Below are 17,502 nucleotides of genomic sequence, written 5' to 3'. Positions count from 1 at the left end.
GGGCCGTGCACACGGTCGCTCAGGTCCTCATCGGCGTCGTCGCCGCGCTCCACGCCTACTTCCTGGTCCTGGAGATGTTCCTGTGGCAGCGGCCACCGGGGCGCGCCCTGTCCGGCTTCGACGCGGACACGGCGCGGCTCACCGCGACGCTCGCCGCCAACCAGGGCCTCTACAACGGCTTCCTGGCCGCCGGCCTGGTGTGGGGGCTGGTCACCGACGCCCTCGACACGCAGGTCTTCTTCCTGATCTGCGTGATCGTCGCGGGGGTGTACGGGGCCGCCACCGCCAACCGCCGGATCCTCGTGGCCCAGGCCCTGCCCGGCGCGCTCGCCCTGGGCGCCGCGCTGCTCGCCGCGTGAGCGGCCCGCGCGCCGGGGACCCGCGCACCGCCCGGACCAAGGCGCGGCTGCGCGAGGCCCTGCTCGCCGAGTGCGGCGCCGGGCGGGAGCTCGCCGAGGTCAGCGTCTCGGCGGTGGTCCGCCGGGCGGGGGTCGGCCGGGCGACGTTCTACCTGCACTACGAGGACCTCCCCGCGCTGGCCGTCGACGCCTGCGCCGACGTCGTGCACGCGGCGGTGGACGCCCTGCACGCCTGGCAGACCGATCGGGCGGCGCCGCCCCCGGCCCGGCCCCCGGCCGCCCTCGCCGGGTTCCTGTCCGCCGCCGAGGGCCACGCGGCCCTGTACCGCACGCTGCTCCTGCCGGGCGGCGGCGGCCCGCTCGGCGAGCGCCTGCACCGGGAGCTGCGCGCCCGGGCCCGCGCCGAGCGGGTCGCGGTCGGCGCGCCCAACCCGGACCTGGTGGCCTCGGCGGTGGCGGCCGCCTTCACCGGCGTCCTCGCGGACTGGCTGCACGGCCTGATCCCGGCGGACCCCGAGCGGACGGCGGCCGGCCCCGCGTCCCCCGGCGCCCTCGCGGACCGGATCTGGGCCCTGCTGCTGGCCCTCCACCGCGCTGGAGCCCCCGCCGGATGACCGGCGGGGGCTCCCTTCACGGGCTGGGCTCGCGAAGCGGTGTCAGAGCGTGACCACCCGTTCGGCCTGGGGGCCCTTGGGGCCCTGGGTGACGTCGTACTCGACCTTCGCGCCCTCGGCCAGCTCCTTGAAGCCGGTCGTCTGGATGGCGGAGAAGTGCACGAACACGTCGGGGCCGCCGTCGTCCTGCTGGATGAAGCCGAACCCCTTCTCCGAGTTGAACCACTTCACGATGCCTGTTGCCATCTGGCTGATCCTTCTCAACGTTCCACTCGGGCCGCACGTGCGGCCGTCTCGATACTGCCCACCCGTCACGCCGGCCACACTCCGAGCGCGGCCGACCGGGGGGTGGACCCGGATGTTCACGCGCTGCGGTCCGCGGCGGGCGACGACGCCGCGGACCGGGGGGCGAGGGCCGTCGCGGCGGCCCGTCGCGGCCCGCCGGCCCGGCAGCCCAGGCAGTCCGCGTGCCCCGTACGGGCGGCGGTGTCCCGGACGCGCCAGTCCCACTCGGCCTCCGGGCGGGGCCCGCTGGGCTTGCCCCAGCCGGCCAGATGGAGGAGCCAGGTGACCAGCGCCGCCACCAGGACCAGACCGAGACCCGCCCAGACGCCGGGAGCCCAGCCGGCGCAGAGCGCGGCTCCGGCCCCGGCGGTGCCCAGCAGGGCCAGGGCGGTGCCGGTCCAGCCGGCCACCGTGTGGCCCAGGTCGACGTGTCCGTGTGCGCTCATGGATTCTCCTCGGAGGGACGGACGGCAGTAGGCTCGGAGCAGGATCTTTTATCTCACGAGCTAAGTAACTTAGATACTAAGGAGTGTGTGGGTGCACGGCAAGACCCGCCCCCCGGTCACGGCCGGGGAGGCCCTCGCACGCATGGACCGGTTCGTGGCCCTCGGGCTCATCGGGCAGCAGGAGATGGCGCAGCGGCTCGGCCTGAACGTCACCGATCTGACCTGCCTGGGCCACATCCTGGGAGCCGCCGACACCCCGCTCTCCGCCGGCGACCTGGCCGAACTGACCAACCTGACCACCGGCGCCGTCACCGGGGTGCTCAACCGCCTGGAGCGCGCCGGCTACGCGCACCGCCGCCCGGACCCGGCCGACCGGCGCCGCGTACGGGTGGTGGCCGATCCGGCGGCGACCGCGCGGGTCGTCGCCGTGTACGAACCCTTCTACGCGCGGCTCGGCACGGTGTTCGCCGAGTACACCCCGGATGAGATCGCCGTCATCGCCGACTGGTTCGACCGGGCGGCGCAGCAGATGCGGGCCCATCACGCCGAGGTCTGCGGCGATGCACCCGGCCCCGCGGCTCCGTAGGTCCCGACTGGTAAAATGGGCGGGAAACTTCAGGCGCGGGGCGCTTTGGCCCGATGCGGACACGTACGACGAGCCGGGGCCGTACCGAGGGGTACGGGCCCGGCTCGTCGCCGTTCACGGTCCCGTCCGCCCTCCGCGCCCGTCCCCTCCCGCTCTCTTCACGGAAGGTTCTGCATGAAGAACCCGTCAGCTCATGGGCGTTTCGGCATCAAGGCCGGAGCGAAGGCAGGCTCCAAGCCGGGAGCCAAGCACGGCGGCAAGACGCCCCGGACCCTCGGTCCGCAGGGCGAGTTCGCCATGCCCCGCACGGGCACCCCGGCACTGCCCCCGGTGGCCTCGTTCGACGAACTGGGCCTCCCCCCTGAGCTGGTGACGACCCTGGTGGAGCAGGAGGTGCGCGAGCCGTTCCCGATCCAGGCGGCGACCCTGCCCAACTCCCTCACGGGCCGTGACATCCTCGGCCGCGGCCGTACCGGCTCCGGCAAGACCCTCGCCTTCGGCCTGGCCCTGCTGGCCCGTACGGCGGGACAGCAGGCGGACCCGAAGCGCCCGCTCGCCCTGGTCCTCGTACCGACGCGCGAGCTGGCGCAGCAGGTCACCGAAGCGCTGGACCCGTACGCGCGGGCCCTGAAGCTGCGCATGGCCACCGTCGTCGGCGGGCTCTCGATCGGCCGCCAGTCGGGCGCGCTGCGCACCGGCGTGGAAGTCGTCGTCGCGACCCCCGGGCGGCTGAGCGACCTGGTCGGACGGCGTGACGTGCACCTGGAGCGGGTGCGGATCACGGTGCTGGACGAGGCCGACCAGATGTGCGACATGGGGTTCATGCCCCAGGTCACCGAGATCCTGGACCAGGTCCACCACGCCGGGCAGCGGATGCTGTTCTCCGCCACCCTGGACCGCAACGTCGACCAGCTGGTGCGCCGCTACCTCAAGGATCCGGTCTCGCACTCGGTGGACCCGCAGTCGGCCTCGGTCGGCACGATGGACCACCACGTGCTGCACATCCACGCGGCGGACAAGGTCTCGGCGGCGACCGAGATCGCCGCGCGCGAGGGCCGGGTGCTGATGTTCCTGGACACCAAGCACGGCGTCGACCAGTTCGTGAAGCACCTGCGGGCCATGGGCGTACGGGCGGAGGGGCTGCACAGCGGCAAGTCCCAGCCCCAGCGCACCCGGACCCTGGGGCAGTTCAAGGACGGCCTGGTCACGGTCCTGGTCGCCACCAACGTGGCCGCCCGCGGCATCCACATCGACGACCTCGACCTCGTGGTCAACGTGGACCCCCCGGCCGACAGCAAGGACTACCTGCACCGCGGCGGCCGGACCGCGCGGGCCGGCGAGTCCGGCAAGGTGGTCACCCTGATCACGCCCAACCAGCGGCGTGACATCACGCGGCTGATGGCCGACGCCAAGATCCGGCCCACCATCACCCAGGTCCGGTCCGGCGAGGCGGCGCTGAGCCGGATCACCGGGGCGAAGGCTCCCTCCGGCGTCCCGCTGGCCGGGTCCGCGCCGACCGACGCCAAGGGCCGGCCGAGCGGCACGGACCTCGGGTTCCGCGGGATCGGCACCCGCCCGGGCCGGCCCGGCAAGGGCAAGGAGTCCCGCAAGACCATCGAGGCGCGCCAGGCGGCCGAGGCCCGCCGCGCGGCCCGGGTCCGCAAGGGCCTGACACCCTGACGCGGCGGCCCTGGCCGGCACGGGCCCGGCGCCCCGAGTACGGCGCCGGACCCGCTGGAAGCGGGGAACGGCGCCGTACGTCCGGCTGTCAGCCCCGGCGCCGCCGCCGGGCCACGATGGCGCGGGTGAGCAGCGGCGGGAGCAGGTCCTTGGCCAGCCGGCGCCAGCGGACCGGCTTCACGGCGGCGGCCGGGGCCGCGACGGGCTCGGCCGGCGGGCGCAGCGGCTTCGGCGCGGGCGGCGCCGCCACTCCCTCGTCGCCTATGCGCACCAGCGGGTGCCCGGCCACCACGTCCACGCCGTGCCACAGGTCCGTGCGGCCCTCCAGCCAGGCCAGCAGCGCCGACTGGTGGGGCACGGGGTCGCCCCAGGTCGCGTAGAGCTTCGAGGCGGAGACCGCGATCACGCGCAGTCCCTCGCCGGCCACCGCCCCCCAGACCGCGGCGGCGACGCCGGGGCAGTGGGCGGCGCGGTAGTCGTCGAAGACGACGACGGCGTCGGGGGTGGCGACCAGGCGCGAGGAGGCGATGTCCTGGACCACGTGTTCGTGGAGGTGGGAGGCGTCGACGTGGACGAAACGGCAGCTGCCGGGGCGCACCCGGTCCGCGACCACCGAGGTCGGGGCCTGGATGACGGTCGGCAGGGACGGGTGGAAGGCCAGGTAGTTCGTCTCGAACCCGCGGCGCGTGAGGGTGGGGTAGGAGTCCCGCATCTCCGCCAGGTTGGAGTCGTCGGGCGCGGGCGAGTCGAAGAGGTCGCAGACCGTGAACTCCTCGCCCTCCCGCAGGTATCCGGCGAGGAAGATCGCGCTCTTGCCCAGGAACGCCCCCAGTTCGAGGATGTCGCCCGACGCTTCGGGGGTGGCGTTCTGGCGCTTCAGGAACCAGTCGAAGAGCACCTGGTCATAGGCCGAGAACCAGCCTTTGACCTGGCTGAACGCGCGGGGCTCGGGCGGCGCGGGCTCGGCGTCGGGGGTGGTGACGGGAGCCTGTGAAACGTGCTGCACGGAGAGTCATCCTCCAGCGGAATGGCATCGGTTCAACGCTGTTACACCCGGCCAGGTATGCCGAAGATAAACCCCCGAACGGCGGATGGCGAGCTTTTCGGTACTACGCCTTCCGCTCTCCCCGGCCGTGGATCCGGGCGGACCTCACAGACCTCCCCCGCATCCTCCGCACCCCGCGCAGCCGCCACCGCAGCCCACGCCCCCGAGGGCCGGCGGGTCCGAGACCGTGCGGCCGGAGGCCTCCCCGGACGGCCCGGGGAGCCGGACCGGCGGCAGGGGCGGGGGCGGGCCCGCCAGTGCCGCGGCCAGCTCGGGCAGGCGCCCGGTGGCGGCCAGGCCCTGCCGGGCGACGGCCCCGGCGGTCCCCCGGATCCTGGAGGGCAGCTGGACGGACCGGGCCGGGCGCGGCTCCCAGGCGTCGTCCTCCAGGGTCGCCCGGTACAGGGCGCGGCCCGTCCGCGTGCCGTGGCCCAGGGCGGACGGGGAGGGACGCCGCACGCGCAGCACCGCCCAGACTCCCAGTGCCACCGCGAAGGCGCCGAGCGGCCACGGCGGACCGTCCCCGGCGAGGGCGGCCCAGACGGTGGCACCGGCGGCCGCGCCGCCCGCCACCACGGCCGCGACCGCTTCGAGGACCTCGGCCCGCCGGACCCGCTCGCCGTACGCGGTGTCCACGGCCAGGCCCTGCGCGACCAGCCGGGCCACGACGCGGCCGACGGCGGGCGAGGCGGTGACCGACGCGCGGACCGCCCGGGCGTCGCGCGCGGTCCGGCCGTCGCGCGCCGCGAGGACCGCGGCCTCCACCTCCTCGCGGGACTTCCTGGCCGTGAGGGAGACCTCGTAGGTGCCGACCACCGGGAGCCGGCCGTTGGCGTGGAGCACCGCCATCGCGGTCTCGGCGACGGCCCCCCGGCCGCCGCGCAGGTGGGCCACCTCGTAGACCGTCAGGGGTTCCCCGGTACTCCGGGGTACGCGGACCGGTGGGGAGGCCATCCGGCGGAAGGCCCGGATCCGCCGGGCGCAGGCCGCCCCCAGCAACAGAACAGATGGGACGAAAAGGACGAACCACCACATCTGTACCCCCCGGTGCCAGCTGCCTGAGGGTGAGTGTGGGGCCGGGTACGGGGTGCGGCAACACCCCGTACGGACCCTATGCCGCGCTTCTGCGCAAGCGCTGGGCCGCCGTGTTGCGCACGCGACGGGTGCGTGCGGAAGCGGCGAGGAGGGTCAGGGCCTCGCGGGAGGCGAGGGAGCGGGCAGCCGTGTGCTGGCACCAGTCGGATGCCGCGGCGAGTTCGACGGGGTTCCAGCCGGTGCCCGCCTCGATCGCCTTGAGCAGGGTCCACTCGCGCAGCCTGCGCGCCGGGAAGGCATGGCCGTCGAGGACGGGGTACAGGGCACGGGCCCACTCGGGGAACTCCGTGCCGGGCAGCAGCCTCGGCGCGCGGCGGTCGAGGTGGGTGACCACCGCGCTCTCGGCCATCACGGGGTCGGGGTCGCGCAGGACGGCCGCGACCGCCTCCGCCTCCGCCTCCGCCTCCGCCTCCCGCGGTCCTCCCGCCCGGAGCCCTCCCGCCACGGCGGCGACGGCGGCCAGCCGGTCGAGGTGCCGGGTGTAGCGCCACCGCCCGGGGACGGCCGCGTCCCGGGACGCCTCGTGCGGCGCCTCCCCCGGATCCGCCGTGGGACGACGGAGGGCCGCCCCGGTGCCCGCGGGCGCTGCGGCCGGGTACGCCGGACCGCCTCCCGGCGGCCGGCTCGTCTGGTGATCGCGTATCCCCATGCCTCCCATTCCACACGACCGGCGTGAACGGGGGGCGCCCAGGGGTACCCTCCGCGCCGGGGGCCCCGGAACCCCTTGGCTCCGGGGCCCCCGGCGCGGAGCGGGCGGCGGGCCGGCTCAGACCTGCTCGAAGTAGAACGCCTTGATGAAGCAGTCGCGGGGCTGTCCGACGGCGAAGAAGACGCAGTCCACCAGCGACTGGGCGGTCAGCGGGTCCTTCGCCGTGCGCGGGGCGCCCTCCCAGGCCTCCGACAGCGGATCGTGGTTGTCGAAGTCCGGCGGGTAGAGGGAGATCACCCGGACGCCCTGGTCACGGAGCCGGCGGGAGAGGGTCTCGGTGAACCCGGCCTGGGCGCTCTTGGCCGCGTAGAAGGAGTCGTGGGCGTCCGAGCGGTGGTTCCCCCGCTCCCCGCAGCCGGAGACCATGGTCACGATGTCCGGCACGTCCGACTTCAGGAGCAGCGGGAGGAAGGCCTTCGTCGCCAGGACCGTCCCGGTGGCTCCGGAGGCGAGGGTCTCCACCACGTCCTCGTCGGAGGCGGACAGCAGGTCCGTGCCGTGCTGGTAGCGGGATCCGTTGTTGACCAGGACGTCCACGTGGCCCGCGCGGGCGGCGACCGCGGCCGCGAAGCCCCGTACGGACGCCGGATCCGTCAGGTCGCAGGCGTACGCGTGCACGCGGTCGGCGTCGTGGCCCTGGGCGAGGATCTCCTCGCGGACCCGCGCCGCGGCTTCGGGGGTACGGGCGGAGAGGTGGACCTCGGCGCCCCGCGCGGCGAAGCGCAGGGCCAGGGTCCGCCCGAAGTCCCGTCCTGCCGCGGTGATGACGACACGGTGGTGTTCAAATGCCATGGTCAGCACTCCGATCAAGGGTCGAATTTCCATGATCGCAGTCCCCGTCCGGGGCGGTCGCGGTCCGGTGGGGGCAGCGGGATCGGGGGCGGCCGGCCCCCGCGAGCGCGAGCGCGTGCGCGTGGACGGGATCCTCCTCTCCCACCGCGGCGCGCCGCCGCGGTGGGGCCCGGCGTCCCGGGGGTCAGTGCCCGTACGACTCGTACCGGCCCGCCGCGTGCCCCGGTTCGGGCAGCGGGGCACCGGTCTCCAGCAGCGTCTTCAGGCTGGAGACGAGCATCGGCCAGGCCCGCGCGCACATGCCGATGAGGGTGCCGCCCGGGGTGAACCCCTCGTGGCGGACCGTCAGGCGGGCGAGGGTGTCACCGACCGGCTCGATCTCGTACGTCACCGTCGTGCGCGGCTCGGCCGCCAGCTCGGCGCGCAGCTCCTCGCCGATGCCGGCGGAGGCGGCCCACTGGGTGCTGAAGGTGTGCCAGGTGTAGGAGAGCCTGCGGTCCGGGACGCACTCCAGGACCACCTGGGCCGGGTCGCTGGTGCGGGCGCCGCGCTCGACCCAGTCCATGGGCGAGCCCACCGCCCAGTCCGTCTCGAAGCTCGGGCCCCAGTACCGGCGGGTGAGGGCCGGGTCGGTCAGGGCCTGCCAGACCCTGGCCGGATCGGCCTGGATGTAGAGGGTGTAGTCGATCACGCTGTCGTCCATGGCCCCATGCTGCGGGACCGGCCGCCGCCCGCGCGGGATTTGAAGGGGGCGTCACCAGCGCAGACCCTGTTCGGGCAGCTCCACGGGCGGGGTCCGGGGCGGGGCCGGGAGGGCGAGGCGGGCGCGGGCCGCGTGCACCGACGCGAGCTCCTCCCGGCCGGCCGGGCCCCAGTCGCTGAGCTCCCGGACCTGTTCCGGGGTGGCCAGCAGCCGGGCGTACGCCGGGTCCGCGGCCGGGGCGAGGGCCGTGAGCCGGGCCGCCGTCCGGGCCGAGGCACCCCCGTCGGCGTACCGGTGGCCGAGCGCGAGCGCCCCGGCGGTGGGTTCCGCCGCCGGGCCCGGCAGGTGCGCGGCGCCGGTGGCGCGGGCGATGAGCAGGAGCACCCGTCCGTCGGGGGCGAACAGCCAGCCGGAGCGTTCCCGTACGGGCAGGTGCGCGGGGAGCGGGCCGGGGTGCCAGGTGCCGTGCTGCGGGGTGCGGCGGGTGCGCAGGACGCCGAGCCGGTCGAGGTCCGTGGGGTTGGTGGGGCGGCCGTCCTCCAGCAGGGCGGGCCCGGAGCCGTTGATCCGGGCCCGCAGCGCGGACAGGGCGCGGCGGGCGTCGCCCGGGTCCATCAGGGCGGGCAGGTCGGCGGGCTCGGCGAAGTCGATGCCGGTGATCTCCCGGTCGGGCAGCCGGACGGAGCGGATCCGGTCCGGGGTCCAGGTGCCGCCGTCGTAGACGTGCAGGATCTCGCCGGGGAAGCGCATCTCGGGCGGGAAGCCGGGGGTGTCGGCGGGGATCCAGTCGACGGCGAGCCCGCGCGGGTAGTGGCCGTCGACGCCGAGCTCCTCGCGCACCTCGCGGGCGGCGGCCGCCGCGGGCGACTCGCCGGCGTCCACCGCGCCGCCGGGCAGGAGCCGGTCGGAGCGGTAGTCGACGCTCTGGACGAGGATCCGCCCGTCGGGGTCGGTGACGAGGACGACGGCTCCGGTCCAGAGGGCGGCGCGCGAGGCCCCGTAATCCTCCGGGGTCATCCAGGTGCCCGCGCGCTCGGGGTCGTCGGTCAGCTGGGGCATGGGAACTCCGTTCACCGTGGGTGGACCCGCCGCGTGTGCAACAGCGGGCGCGGCCCCCGGGTTACGGCGGCGACCCCAGGAGCGGGCGGATCCGCTTTACCCTCCCTATACCTCTTTATTACCGGGTTATGTCGATCTTGCTACTGTGCGCCGTGCGGGCCGTCGGGGTGAAACCCGCTGGCCCGACCACGTAACCGGCCGGGAAGGCACGACAGCCGTACGACGCGCACCGCGTACGGAGAGCGCCGGGCGGCCCCCGGAGCGCGGTGGCCGGCCGCGCGGCTCTCCGGGGCGGGGCCGGGGCTGGGCTCACCCGTCCGTGTGAAGGAGCGCGCCCGGCGGGGCTGCGGTGCGGCAGGGTGGGCGGATGCGTTCGCGCCGGGCCCTGCCGGGCCTCCCCGACCCGCCCGTCCCCCCGTTCCCGCCGTTCCCGCCGCGGGCCGTTCCGCTGTCCGCGCCCCTGGCCGTACCCCTGCTGCTCGCCGTGCTGGCGCTGACCGCCGGGTGCGTGACCGTACGGCCCCCGGATCCCGCGGGGGCAGCCCGGATCGCCGAGGCCGCCCGTACCGCACCGGCTCCGGCACGCCGGGCCCCGGTACGGGAACTGCCGCTGGGTCCGCTCCCGGAGGCTCCGCCCACCACGGCGGATCCCGGTCCGGGCGGGGCCGGAGCGGACGCGGAGCCGGGTCCGGCGGCGGGCGCGGCGGGTCCGGCGGCGGGCGCGGCGGGGGCGGCGGGGGCGGAAGCCGGGCCCGGGGCCGACGGGCCGGGAGCGGCGCCCGCTCCGGAGCCCGCCCGTCCGCGCCGGGACTCCCCCGCCCGCCCGAAGCACCGCGGGCCCGCCGCCGCTCCCGCCGCCCCCGAGCCGCACGCCCGTCGGCCCGCGCCGGCCGCGCGACGGCCCGCGCCGGCCGCGCCCCGGCCGGCCCCGGGGCGGACGTTCGACATGGCACCCCTGTGCGCGGCGGCCCGCGGGAGGGTCGACCCGTCCATCGTCGCCCTGTGTCACTGATGCCGGGGGCGTCACCGACGGTGCGTCGGGCCCCGCCCGGTCCGCCGTCCGGGCCGGGTCCCGGTAGCGCCGGCAAATGGGGTGGATGCTCCCGCTCCGGATACCTAGAGTGACCGGACGCCCCGTCACCCGCCAGGAGCCCGATCATGCGCACGCACTACCCCCGTACGGCGCATCTGCCGTGGTCCCCGGGCGCCACGCCGGACGACGTGCGCGTGAGCGGGCCGTCGGCGCTGGCCGGGCGGGAGGTGGTCGTCACCGAGAAGCTCGACGGGGAGAACACCACCCTCTACCGGGACGGCCTGCACGCCCGCTCCCTCGATTCGGGACACCACCCGTCCCGCGCCTGGGTCAAGGGCCTCCAGGGCCGGATCGGCTCCGGCATACCGGAGGGCCGGCGGGTGTGCGGGGAGAACCTCTACGCCCGCCATTCGCTCGCCTACGAGGAACTCGACAGCTGGTTCTACGGGTTCTCCGTGTGGGACGGCGACCACTGCCTCGGCTGGGACCGGACCGTGCGCTTCCTGCGGCGGCTCGGCGTTCCCACGCCGCGCGTGCTCTGGCGGGGCGTCTATGACGAGCGCGCGCTGCGGCGGCTGCGGATCGACACCACCCGCCAGGAGGGCTACGTCGTCCGCACCACGGCGGGGTTCCGGCACGAGGACTTCGGCCGCTGCGTGGCCAAGTGGGTCCGCGGCGGCCACGTGCGGACCGACACCCACTGGATGTACGCACCCGTCGTCCCGAACGGGCTCGGCGCGAACGCCCCGCTGTGGGCGGTCCGTTCGGGCTCCGAGCCGGACGTGGCCGGGCTGCTGGCCGCGGTCGGACCCGGCCCGGCACCGGCCGCGGAGAACCACGGCGCCGGGGCCGGTCCCGGACGCGCCGTCGCCGAGGCGGATGCCGCACGCGCCGTCGCCGAGGTCGCCGCCCGGCTCGACGGCGCCGGCCGCACCGGGGACGCCCGGCTGGCCGGGGTCCTGGCCGCCGCGCTGCACCGCGAACCACGGGCCGCCCTCGGCGCGCGGCTCGCGGCCGGGCCGCTCGGGATGGCGGCCGCGCGGCGGGTGGCGGACCTGGTCGGGCTGTACCCGGCCCTGCGGCGGCCGTTCCCGGACGAGGAACGGCGGGCCGGGCTGGTCCGGCTGGCGGCTGCGGCCGACCTCGGGGTGCTGCACGCGCTGGCGGCGGCGCTGCCGGACGGCGAGGACGACCCCGGAGCGCGGGAGTGCGTCGAGTGGTCCGCGCTCTGTGCCGAGGAGGCGGGGCTGCTCGCCCCGGACCCGCTGCGCGGCCTGCGGACGGGACTGCGGCGGGCCCTCGCCGGCCTGGACGGGGACGCCGCCGACCGCTGCTGGGCCGAGGCCCGCGAGGCCTACGGGCGGGGCGCGCTGTCGACCCCCGAGGAGGCGGTGGCGGCGACCTGGCGCTGGCGCGACGCCGGGTCCTTCCCCCGGCTCGTGCAGCTGTGCGGCCCCTCGGGCAGCGGGAAGAGCACGTTCGCCCGGAGCCTGCCGGGAGCCGACGCGTACGTGAGCCTGGACGACCTGCGCTCCGCCCGCGGTGCGCGCGCCGACCAGCGGGCCAACCCGGAGGTGCTGCGCGAGGGGCTGGAGCGGCTGGACCGGGCGCTGGCCGCGGGCGGCACCGTGGTGTGGGACGCCACCTCCCTGACGGAACGGCAGCGAAGCCTCGCCGGTGCGGTCGCACGGCGCCGCGACGCGCTGGTCACCCAGGTCGTGGTCCTGGTCGGGGAGCCCGAGCTGGTAAGGCGCAACTCCGTGCGCCCCCATCCCGTGCCCGGAGCGGTACTGGCGGCGCAGCTGCGCCGGTTCGCCCCTCCGTACCCCGGGGAGGCGCACCGCACCTGGTACGTGGGCGCGGGCGGCACGGTCGAGGACACCGCGGGCGGGCCGGGACCCGCGCGCGGTGAAGGTGAAGGGGAGGGCGTCTGATGCGCACCAGTGAGCAGCTGTACCACCAGGTCCGCTGGGACCCCCGCTTCGACCCGGCGCGGTTCACCCTCGGCCTCCTCCAGCGCGGCGCGGCCCCCAAGCGCGTGCCGCTGCCCTCCTTCGTGCCGGGCGGGGACATCCCCTGGCACCGGGTGCTGTTCGTCGAGGCCGACGACGAACTGGTGTGGGACCGGGCCACCGGGGTGGACCGGATCGACGAGACGCGGGCCGGGCGGGTGGGCGACGTCCGCGTGCTGACGACCCCGTTCTTCGCCGCCCGGACCCCGCACGCGTGGGATCCGGCGGACGGCGGCGGCTGGCGGCCGGCGGCCTCCGGACCCGCCGTGGGTCCCCCGGCGCGGGTGCGGCTGCTGACCTGGAACGTCCTGTGGGACCGGTACGACGCCCCGCACATCGCCACCGCGCGGCGCAGGCCGCGGCTGCTGGCCGCTCTGGCGGCCGCCGACGCCGACGTGATCGCGCTCCAGGAGGTCGAACCGGCGCTGCTCGCCCTGCTGTTGGCCGAGCCGTGGGTGCGTGAGGGGTACTGGCTGGGCACCGATCCGGACAGCACGGACGTGGCCGAGAACGGGCTGCTGCTGCTGAGCCGGCTGCCGGTACGGGAGGCGGGCGCGCACCGACTGGGCCGGCACAAGGCGGTCACCGCCGTCACCGTGGACACGGAGGGCGGCCCGCTGGTCGTCGCGGCGACGCACCTGAGCAGCGATCACTCCGAGAACGGGGCCGGCCGGCGGGAGGCCGAACTGGCCCGGCTCGCCGAGGGGCTGGCCGTCGTCGACGGCGGCTTGGGCTTCGCGCTGCTCGGCGACTTCAACGACGGCCGTACGGGGGACCAGGGGCCCGCCGCCGCGCTGGGGATGCGGGACGCCTGGACCGAGGTGAACGGCCCGGCGGACGACACCCCGACCTTCGACCCGGGGGTGAACCCGCTGGCCGCCCTGGCATCGCTGTCGGGCCGGGCGGGCCGGCTGGACCGGATCCTGCTGCGGCCGTCCGGCCGCCTCCGGGTGCGGGCGGCCGCGCTGCGGGGCGATGTGCCGGGGCCGGAGGGGCTGTTCACCTCCGACCACTTCGGGGTGGAGGCCACGGTGGAGTACGGGGCCGCGGACGCGGGAGCCGCGCTGAGCGGCGTACCGGTGACGGCGCGGACGGCGGTGGCGTGGCTGCCGCCGCACGACCCGGCGGTCGAGGAGCTGCGCCGGGCCCACGACCCGGCGGCCGGGCGCTGGCCCGCGCACGTGAACCTGCTGTTCGGCTTCGTGCCGGAGTCCTCCTTCGAGGAGGCCCTGCCGCTGCTGGCCGGGGTCGCGGCCGGCCGGCGGCCGTTCACGGCCCGGCTGGAGGGGGTGCACTCCTTCGGGCACCGGGAGGAAGCCACGCTGTGGCTGGACCCGGCGGCGGGCACGGGCGGTGACGCCCCCTGGCAGGAGCTGCGCCGGGCCCTGGTGGACCGGTTCCCGGACTGTGCGGGCCGCGCGGGCGGCTGGACCCCGCACCTGACGCTGGGCCGGAGCGGGGATCCGCGGCGGGCCGAGCGGGAGTGGGCGGCCCGGCTCGGCGGGGGTGCCCCGGCGCGGGTGGGCTCGCTGGCCGTCCTGTCGCGGCGCGGGGACGGGCCCATGCGGGTACGGGCGACGGTGGCCCTCGGGACGGGCGAGGTCCGGTGGGTCCCGGAGGCGGCGCCGGCCTCCCCCGCGGGAACGACCGAGCGGGGCGAGGCGGGCGAGCCGGCGGCCTCGGCGACGGCGGGGGCCTCCGCGACGGCGGGGGCCGATCCGGCGGCCGGAGCCGCCGGGCGGATCGGCGCGCGGATCGCGGCGGCCCTGCCCGAGGGGCTGGTGCGTACGGCCGGCTCCCGCCGGATGGGCTGCGCCCTGCCCGGTGCCGACCTGGACCTGGTGGCGGTGCTGCCGGGCGCGCCGGACATCGCGGGGGTACGGGCGCGGGTGGCGGCGGCCCTGCCGGAGGCGGAACGGCTGCGGGAGGTGACCGGCGCCCGGGTGCCGGGGCTGCGGCTGCGGGAGTCCGGACTGGACGTGGACCTGGTGATCGTCGCCGCGGGCGCGCTGGAGCCGGCGCGGGCCGTGGAGCGCGGGGCGGAGCTGGGCGAGGCGGCCGCGGTGGCGCTGAGCGCGCTCGGCGACGCGGACGCCGTACGGGAGTCGGTGGGCGCCGACCACGCCGCCTTCGCCCGGCTGGCGCGGGAGGTGAAGGCCTGGGCACGGGCCCGCGGCCTGGACTCGGCGCCCTTCGGGGGGCTGCCGGGGCTCGCCTGGTCGGTGCTGGCCGCGCGGACCGTACGGGACTGCGGGGAGCGTTCCGCGGGGGCGCTGCGGCGGGAGTTCTTCGGGGCCTGGGCGGCCTGGGACTGGACGCGGCCGGTGGCCCTGGACCCCGGCGCCCCTTCCCTCCCCGGGCCGGACCCGGTCACCGTCCTCACCCCCTCCGCGCCGGTCCGCAGCTGCACGGGGCAGGTGGGTGCCGGGATGCGGGACCTGCTCGTACGGGAGCTGTACCGGGCGTGGGAGCTGCTGGAGGAGGATCCCGACGGGCCGGACCGGCTCCTGTCGGCTCCGCCGCTGCACCGCCGGCACGCGGCGTGGGCGGTGGTGGACGTACGGGCCGACGTGCCGCGGGAGTTCGAGGAGCGGATGGGCCGCACCCGGGGGCGGGTGCGCGCCCTGCTCGGCGCGCTCGCGGACACCGGGGTCCCGGACGCGCACGCCTGGCCCCGTCCGTTCGAGCGGACCGGCACGCTGGCCCGGTACGCGATCGGCCTGGGCCCCACGCCGCCGGACTCCCAGGCCCTCGCGGCACTCGCCGGCCCCTGGTCGGCCGGCCTCCCCGGCGTGGCGGTCACCCTGGCCGCGAACGGCGAGGTCCCCGACCTCCACCACCCCGTCCGGGGCCGTCTCCTCCCCTGATCTGCCCGTCCCCGCCCGTGCGGGCGGTCAGACCTCGATGACGATCTTGCCGGCGGTGTGGCCGGACTGGCTGCGGGCGAAGGCCGCCGCGAGGTCGGCGAGGGGAAAGGTCTCGGCGACCGTGACCGTCAGCTGCCCCGCGTCGGCCAGGGCCCCCAGGGCCATGAGGTCGACGCCCGCGGGGCGGACCCACATCCACTGGCCGCCCGCGCCGAGGACCGTGTGGTCGGCGATCGAGGCGTGCCGGCCGCCCTCGGCGAGGACGGCCAGGGTGACGTCGAGGACACCGCCGACGAAGTCCGCGACGACGCTGACGCCCTCGGGCGCGAGGGCGCGGACCCGCTCGGTCAGGCCGTCCCCGTAGGCGACGGGCTCGCAGCCCAGGGAGCGCAGCCGGTCGTGGTTGCGCGGGGAGGCGGTGCCGATGACCCGGGCGCCGAGCGCGCGGGCGATCTGCACGCCGAGGGATCCGACGCCGCCGGCCGCACCGTGCACGAGGACGGTGTCGCCCTCGCCCGTGCCGAGCCGGGTCAGCAGCTGGTAGGCGGTGAGCCCGGCCAGGGGCAGGCCGGCCGCCTGCTCCCAGCTGAGGGAGAGGGGCTTGGGCGCGAGGGCCCGTACGGGGACGGTGACGTACTCGGCGAAGGTGCCACCGTGCACGTAGTCCTTGCGGGCGTAGGCGATGACCTCGTCCCCGACGGCGAACTCGGGGGTGTCGATGCCGACGCGTTCGACCGTGCCGGCCACGTCCCAGCCCGGGACCACGGGGTGGACGACGTCCATCAGGGCGTCGAGGCCTCCCGCCATGATCTTCCAGTCCACGGGGTTGACGGAGGCGCAGCGGACCCGGACGAGGACCTCGCCGGGGCCGACCTTGGGGACGGGCTGCCGGGTCTCGGAGAGCACCTCCGTCCCGCCGTAGGTGTCGTACGTCATCGCCCGCATGGTGGCCTGGGTGTCCTCCGGCATGTGCGTGCCCTCTCCGTGAGCCGTGATCCGGTGCCGTGATCTGGTGGAAGCGCCCCCTTGTCCATCCCACCACGAAAGGCCGTGCCCGCCCCGGGAGGCGGGGCGGGCACGGCGCGGCGCGGCGCGGCGGGAGCACCCCCCGGCAGGGGCACCGGACGGGATCACTCGTACTCCGTGCCGCCCTTGCGCGTCAGGTACGCCGGGCTGACCGCCTTGGCGATGGCGCGCCCCCCGGTCACCGGGCTGTAGCGCTCCGCCGCCGGGCGGATCACGACGCCCTCGCGCAGGTGCAGGCCCCGGCCGGAGACGGTCTCGCGGCCGTTCGCCAGTTCCAGCACCTCCTCCAGCACGTACGGACCCTCGAACAGCCGTGGAACCAGCGGCAGTTCGCCATCGCCGAGCACCCGCTCCGGGTCCAGCCAGCGCACCTCGCCGTCGATCTCGGCGCAGACGTCGAAGACGGCGTAGCCGGGCGGCTCGTCGGAGGCGCCGCCGCGGGCCCCGTAGGCCAGGTCCTGCACCCCCGAGCCGTACACCTCGGCGAAGACCCCGACCCGGGTGGCGCCCAGCCGCGCGGCCAGCCGGGCGGCGACCCCGGCCACTCCGTGCCCGCGCACCGCGCGCCAGTAGAGGTTGCGGTCGTCCTCCGTGAGGGCGAACCCGCGGGAGCCGAACCCCTTCGAGGAGACCAGGACCCGCTCCCCGTCGGCGACGTACGTCATCAGGCAGGCCGTGCCGTGGAGCTTCTCCGTGAGGACCACCGGCTCGCCCTCCTCGAAGATCCCCGGGTAGCGCCTGAGGTTCTCGATGTCCGTCCACGGCAGGAGGTCGGGGGCCGACTCGATCTCTCCGTCCATCGTCGTGGGTACCGGTGGCGACCATTTGACGATGCCGAGCAGTTCGGCGAAGTCCGTGCCCTCCTTCGCAGCCGACTCCAGGTCCACCCCGGCCAGCGCGCGGGGCCGGCAGACCAGGCCCTGCGAGAGCTCGCCGCGCAGCCGGACCGCCCGGACCCGGTCGTGGGAGCTTCCCGCGAGCCGTCCGGTCAGGCCCAGCTCCTCGATCAACGCGGCGGGCAGGACGGCCTGTTCGGGTATGTAGAGGGCGAAGTCTCCGGTGCGGTAGGCGCCCTTCGCCACGACGGCCCGGTAGAGGCCGACCTGGGCCAGTTCCAGGGCATCGGCGTTCGGGTGTCCGTGGACGGCGAGTTCCTCGACGGTGACGCGCAAGGTGGACAAAGTACGGCTC

General features: G+C 76.4%; 17 protein-coding genes. 7 read left to right on the top strand and 10 right to left on the bottom strand.

The annotated features are described in order from the left end of the window. The first annotated feature begins 5 nt into the window (after window positions 1-5). Together OG295_RS32535 and OG295_RS32530 are read left to right on the top strand one after the other, a co-directional pair. Window positions 6-359: a DUF1304 domain-containing protein gene (locus OG295_RS32535; protein WP_371680201.1), complete on the top strand. Its 354-nt coding sequence runs from the start codon at window positions 6-8 to the stop codon at window positions 357-359. Next, window positions 356-973 (top strand): TetR/AcrR family transcriptional regulator, encoded by a 618-nt coding sequence (locus tag OG295_RS32530; protein ID WP_371680200.1) that lies wholly within the window; start codon window positions 356-358, stop codon window positions 971-973. The genes OG295_RS32535 and OG295_RS32530 overlap by 4 nt, the downstream gene beginning before the upstream one ends. 42 nt (window positions 974-1,015) lie before the next feature. Here the strand turns inward: OG295_RS32530 and OG295_RS32525 are convergent, their stop codons facing one another. Continuing rightward, window positions 1,016-1,219 (bottom strand): cold-shock protein, encoded by a 204-nt coding sequence (locus OG295_RS32525; protein ID WP_266836731.1) that lies wholly within the window; start codon window positions 1,217-1,219, stop codon window positions 1,016-1,018. Window positions 1,220-1,335: 116 nt separating this feature from the next. Further along, window positions 1,336-1,704 (bottom strand): HGxxPAAW family protein, encoded by a 369-nt coding sequence (locus OG295_RS32520; protein WP_371680198.1) that lies wholly within the window; start codon window positions 1,702-1,704, stop codon window positions 1,336-1,338. 91 nt (window positions 1,705-1,795) lie between these two features. Here OG295_RS32520 and OG295_RS32515 point away from each other — a divergent pair, with 91 nt between their 5' ends. Both OG295_RS32515 and OG295_RS32510 read left to right on the top strand, forming a co-directional pair. Continuing rightward, window positions 1,796-2,290 carry a MarR family winged helix-turn-helix transcriptional regulator gene (locus OG295_RS32515; protein WP_371680197.1) on the top strand — a complete coding sequence of 165 codons (495 nt, stop codon included), beginning with the start codon at window positions 1,796-1,798 and terminating at the stop codon, window positions 2,288-2,290. A 174-nt stretch (window positions 2,291-2,464) separates the two neighbouring features. Next, window positions 2,465-3,970 (top strand): DEAD/DEAH box helicase, encoded by a 1,506-nt coding sequence (locus tag OG295_RS32510; RefSeq protein WP_371680196.1) that lies wholly within the window; start codon window positions 2,465-2,467, stop codon window positions 3,968-3,970. An 88-nt stretch (window positions 3,971-4,058) separates the two neighbouring features. On the opposite strand, the gene OG295_RS32505 is transcribed toward OG295_RS32510, so the two are convergent. From OG295_RS32505 to OG295_RS32480, 6 genes are all read right to left on the bottom strand, one after another. Continuing rightward, the gene (locus tag OG295_RS32505; RefSeq protein WP_371680195.1) at window positions 4,059-4,976 is read right to left on the bottom strand and encodes a class I SAM-dependent methyltransferase; all 918 of its coding nucleotides are present in this window, start codon (window positions 4,974-4,976) and stop codon (window positions 4,059-4,061) included. A gap of 144 nt (window positions 4,977-5,120) precedes the next feature. Further along, entirely contained in the window at window positions 5,121-6,050 is a 930-nt protein-coding gene (locus OG295_RS32500) for a TIGR04222 domain-containing membrane protein (protein WP_371680194.1), read from the bottom strand. A 76-nt stretch (window positions 6,051-6,126) separates the two neighbouring features. Further along, a complete protein-coding gene (locus OG295_RS32495) occupies window positions 6,127-6,759 on the bottom strand; it encodes a hypothetical protein (protein WP_371680193.1) in 633 nt (210 codons plus the stop codon). A 117-nt stretch (window positions 6,760-6,876) separates the two neighbouring features. Beyond that, window positions 6,877-7,611, bottom strand: a complete 735-nt coding sequence (locus OG295_RS32490; RefSeq protein ID WP_266836741.1) for an SDR family oxidoreductase — start codon at window positions 7,609-7,611, stop codon at window positions 6,877-6,879. A gap of 184 nt (window positions 7,612-7,795) precedes the next feature. After that, window positions 7,796-8,314, bottom strand: coding sequence for an SRPBCC family protein (locus tag OG295_RS32485; RefSeq protein WP_371680192.1), 519 nt, complete (start codon window positions 8,312-8,314; stop codon window positions 7,796-7,798). 51 nt (window positions 8,315-8,365) lie between these two features. After that, a complete protein-coding gene (locus OG295_RS32480; RefSeq protein ID WP_371680191.1) occupies window positions 8,366-9,373 on the bottom strand; it encodes an NUDIX domain-containing protein in 1,008 nt (335 codons plus the stop codon). A gap of 367 nt (window positions 9,374-9,740) precedes the next feature. Between OG295_RS32480 and OG295_RS32475 the strand changes: the two genes are divergently transcribed. From OG295_RS32475 to OG295_RS32465, 3 genes are all read left to right on the top strand, one after another. Then, window positions 9,741-10,385, top strand: coding sequence for a hypothetical protein (locus OG295_RS32475; RefSeq protein WP_371680190.1), 645 nt, complete (start codon window positions 9,741-9,743; stop codon window positions 10,383-10,385). Between the two features lie 146 nt (window positions 10,386-10,531). Further along, complete coding sequence (locus tag OG295_RS32470) at window positions 10,532-12,340, top strand: RNA ligase family protein (protein ID WP_371680189.1); 1,809 nt, start codon at window positions 10,532-10,534, stop codon at window positions 12,338-12,340. Continuing rightward, on the top strand, window positions 12,340-15,285 hold the full coding sequence (locus tag OG295_RS32465; RefSeq protein ID WP_371680188.1) for a poly(A) polymerase: 2,946 nt from the start codon (window positions 12,340-12,342) through the stop codon (window positions 15,283-15,285). Before OG295_RS32470 ends, OG295_RS32465 begins: the two co-directional genes overlap by 1 nt. A gap of 27 nt (window positions 15,286-15,312) precedes the next feature. On the opposite strand, the gene OG295_RS32460 is transcribed toward OG295_RS32465, so the two are convergent. Beyond that, the gene (locus OG295_RS32460; protein ID WP_371681373.1) at window positions 15,313-16,230 is read right to left on the bottom strand and encodes an NADP-dependent oxidoreductase; all 918 of its coding nucleotides are present in this window, start codon (window positions 16,228-16,230) and stop codon (window positions 15,313-15,315) included. A 185-nt stretch (window positions 16,231-16,415) separates the two neighbouring features. Then, window positions 16,416-17,492 (bottom strand): RNA ligase (ATP), encoded by a 1,077-nt coding sequence (locus tag OG295_RS32455; protein ID WP_371680187.1) that lies wholly within the window; start codon window positions 17,490-17,492, stop codon window positions 16,416-16,418. Window positions 17,493-17,502: the final 10 nt, after the last annotated feature.

Source organism: Streptomyces sp. NBC_01276, from assembly GCF_041435355.1.
GTDB lineage: Bacteria > Actinomycetota > Actinomycetes > Streptomycetales > Streptomycetaceae > Streptomyces.
The sequence above is the reverse complement of the archived record's forward strand: the minus strand, read 5'-3'. Positions and strand labels throughout refer to the sequence as shown.

Excerpts from the sequence above, each read along its gene's own strand:
- OG295_RS32525 (WP_266836731.1), bottom strand. The coding sequence starts at position 1,219 with ATGGCAACAGGCATCGTGAAGTGGTTCAACTCGGAGAAGGGGTTCGGC.
- OG295_RS32520 (WP_371680198.1), bottom strand. The coding sequence starts at position 1,704 with ATGAGCGCACACGGACACGTCGACCTGGGCCACACGGTGGCCGGCTGG.
- OG295_RS32510 (WP_371680196.1), top strand. The coding sequence starts at position 2,465 with ATGAAGAACCCGTCAGCTCATGGGCGTTTCGGCATCAAGGCCGGAGCG.
- OG295_RS32500 (WP_371680194.1), bottom strand. The coding sequence starts at position 6,050 with ATGTGGTGGTTCGTCCTTTTCGTCCCATCTGTTCTGTTGCTGGGGGCG.
- OG295_RS32495 (WP_371680193.1), bottom strand. The coding sequence starts at position 6,759 with ATGGGGATACGCGATCACCAGACGAGCCGGCCGCCGGGAGGCGGTCCG.
- OG295_RS32490 (WP_266836741.1), bottom strand. The coding sequence starts at position 7,611 with ATGGCATTTGAACACCACCGTGTCGTCATCACCGCGGCAGGACGGGAC.
- OG295_RS32485 (WP_371680192.1), bottom strand. The coding sequence starts at position 8,314 with ATGGACGACAGCGTGATCGACTACACCCTCTACATCCAGGCCGATCCG.
- OG295_RS32480 (WP_371680191.1), bottom strand. The coding sequence starts at position 9,373 with ATGCCCCAGCTGACCGACGACCCCGAGCGCGCGGGCACCTGGATGACC.
- OG295_RS32475 (WP_371680190.1), top strand. The coding sequence starts at position 9,741 with ATGCGTTCGCGCCGGGCCCTGCCGGGCCTCCCCGACCCGCCCGTCCCC.
- OG295_RS32470 (WP_371680189.1), top strand. The coding sequence starts at position 10,532 with ATGCGCACGCACTACCCCCGTACGGCGCATCTGCCGTGGTCCCCGGGC.
- OG295_RS32465 (WP_371680188.1), top strand. The coding sequence starts at position 12,340 with ATGCGCACCAGTGAGCAGCTGTACCACCAGGTCCGCTGGGACCCCCGC.
- OG295_RS32460 (WP_371681373.1), bottom strand. The coding sequence starts at position 16,230 with ATGCGGGCGATGACGTACGACACCTACGGCGGGACGGAGGTGCTCTCC.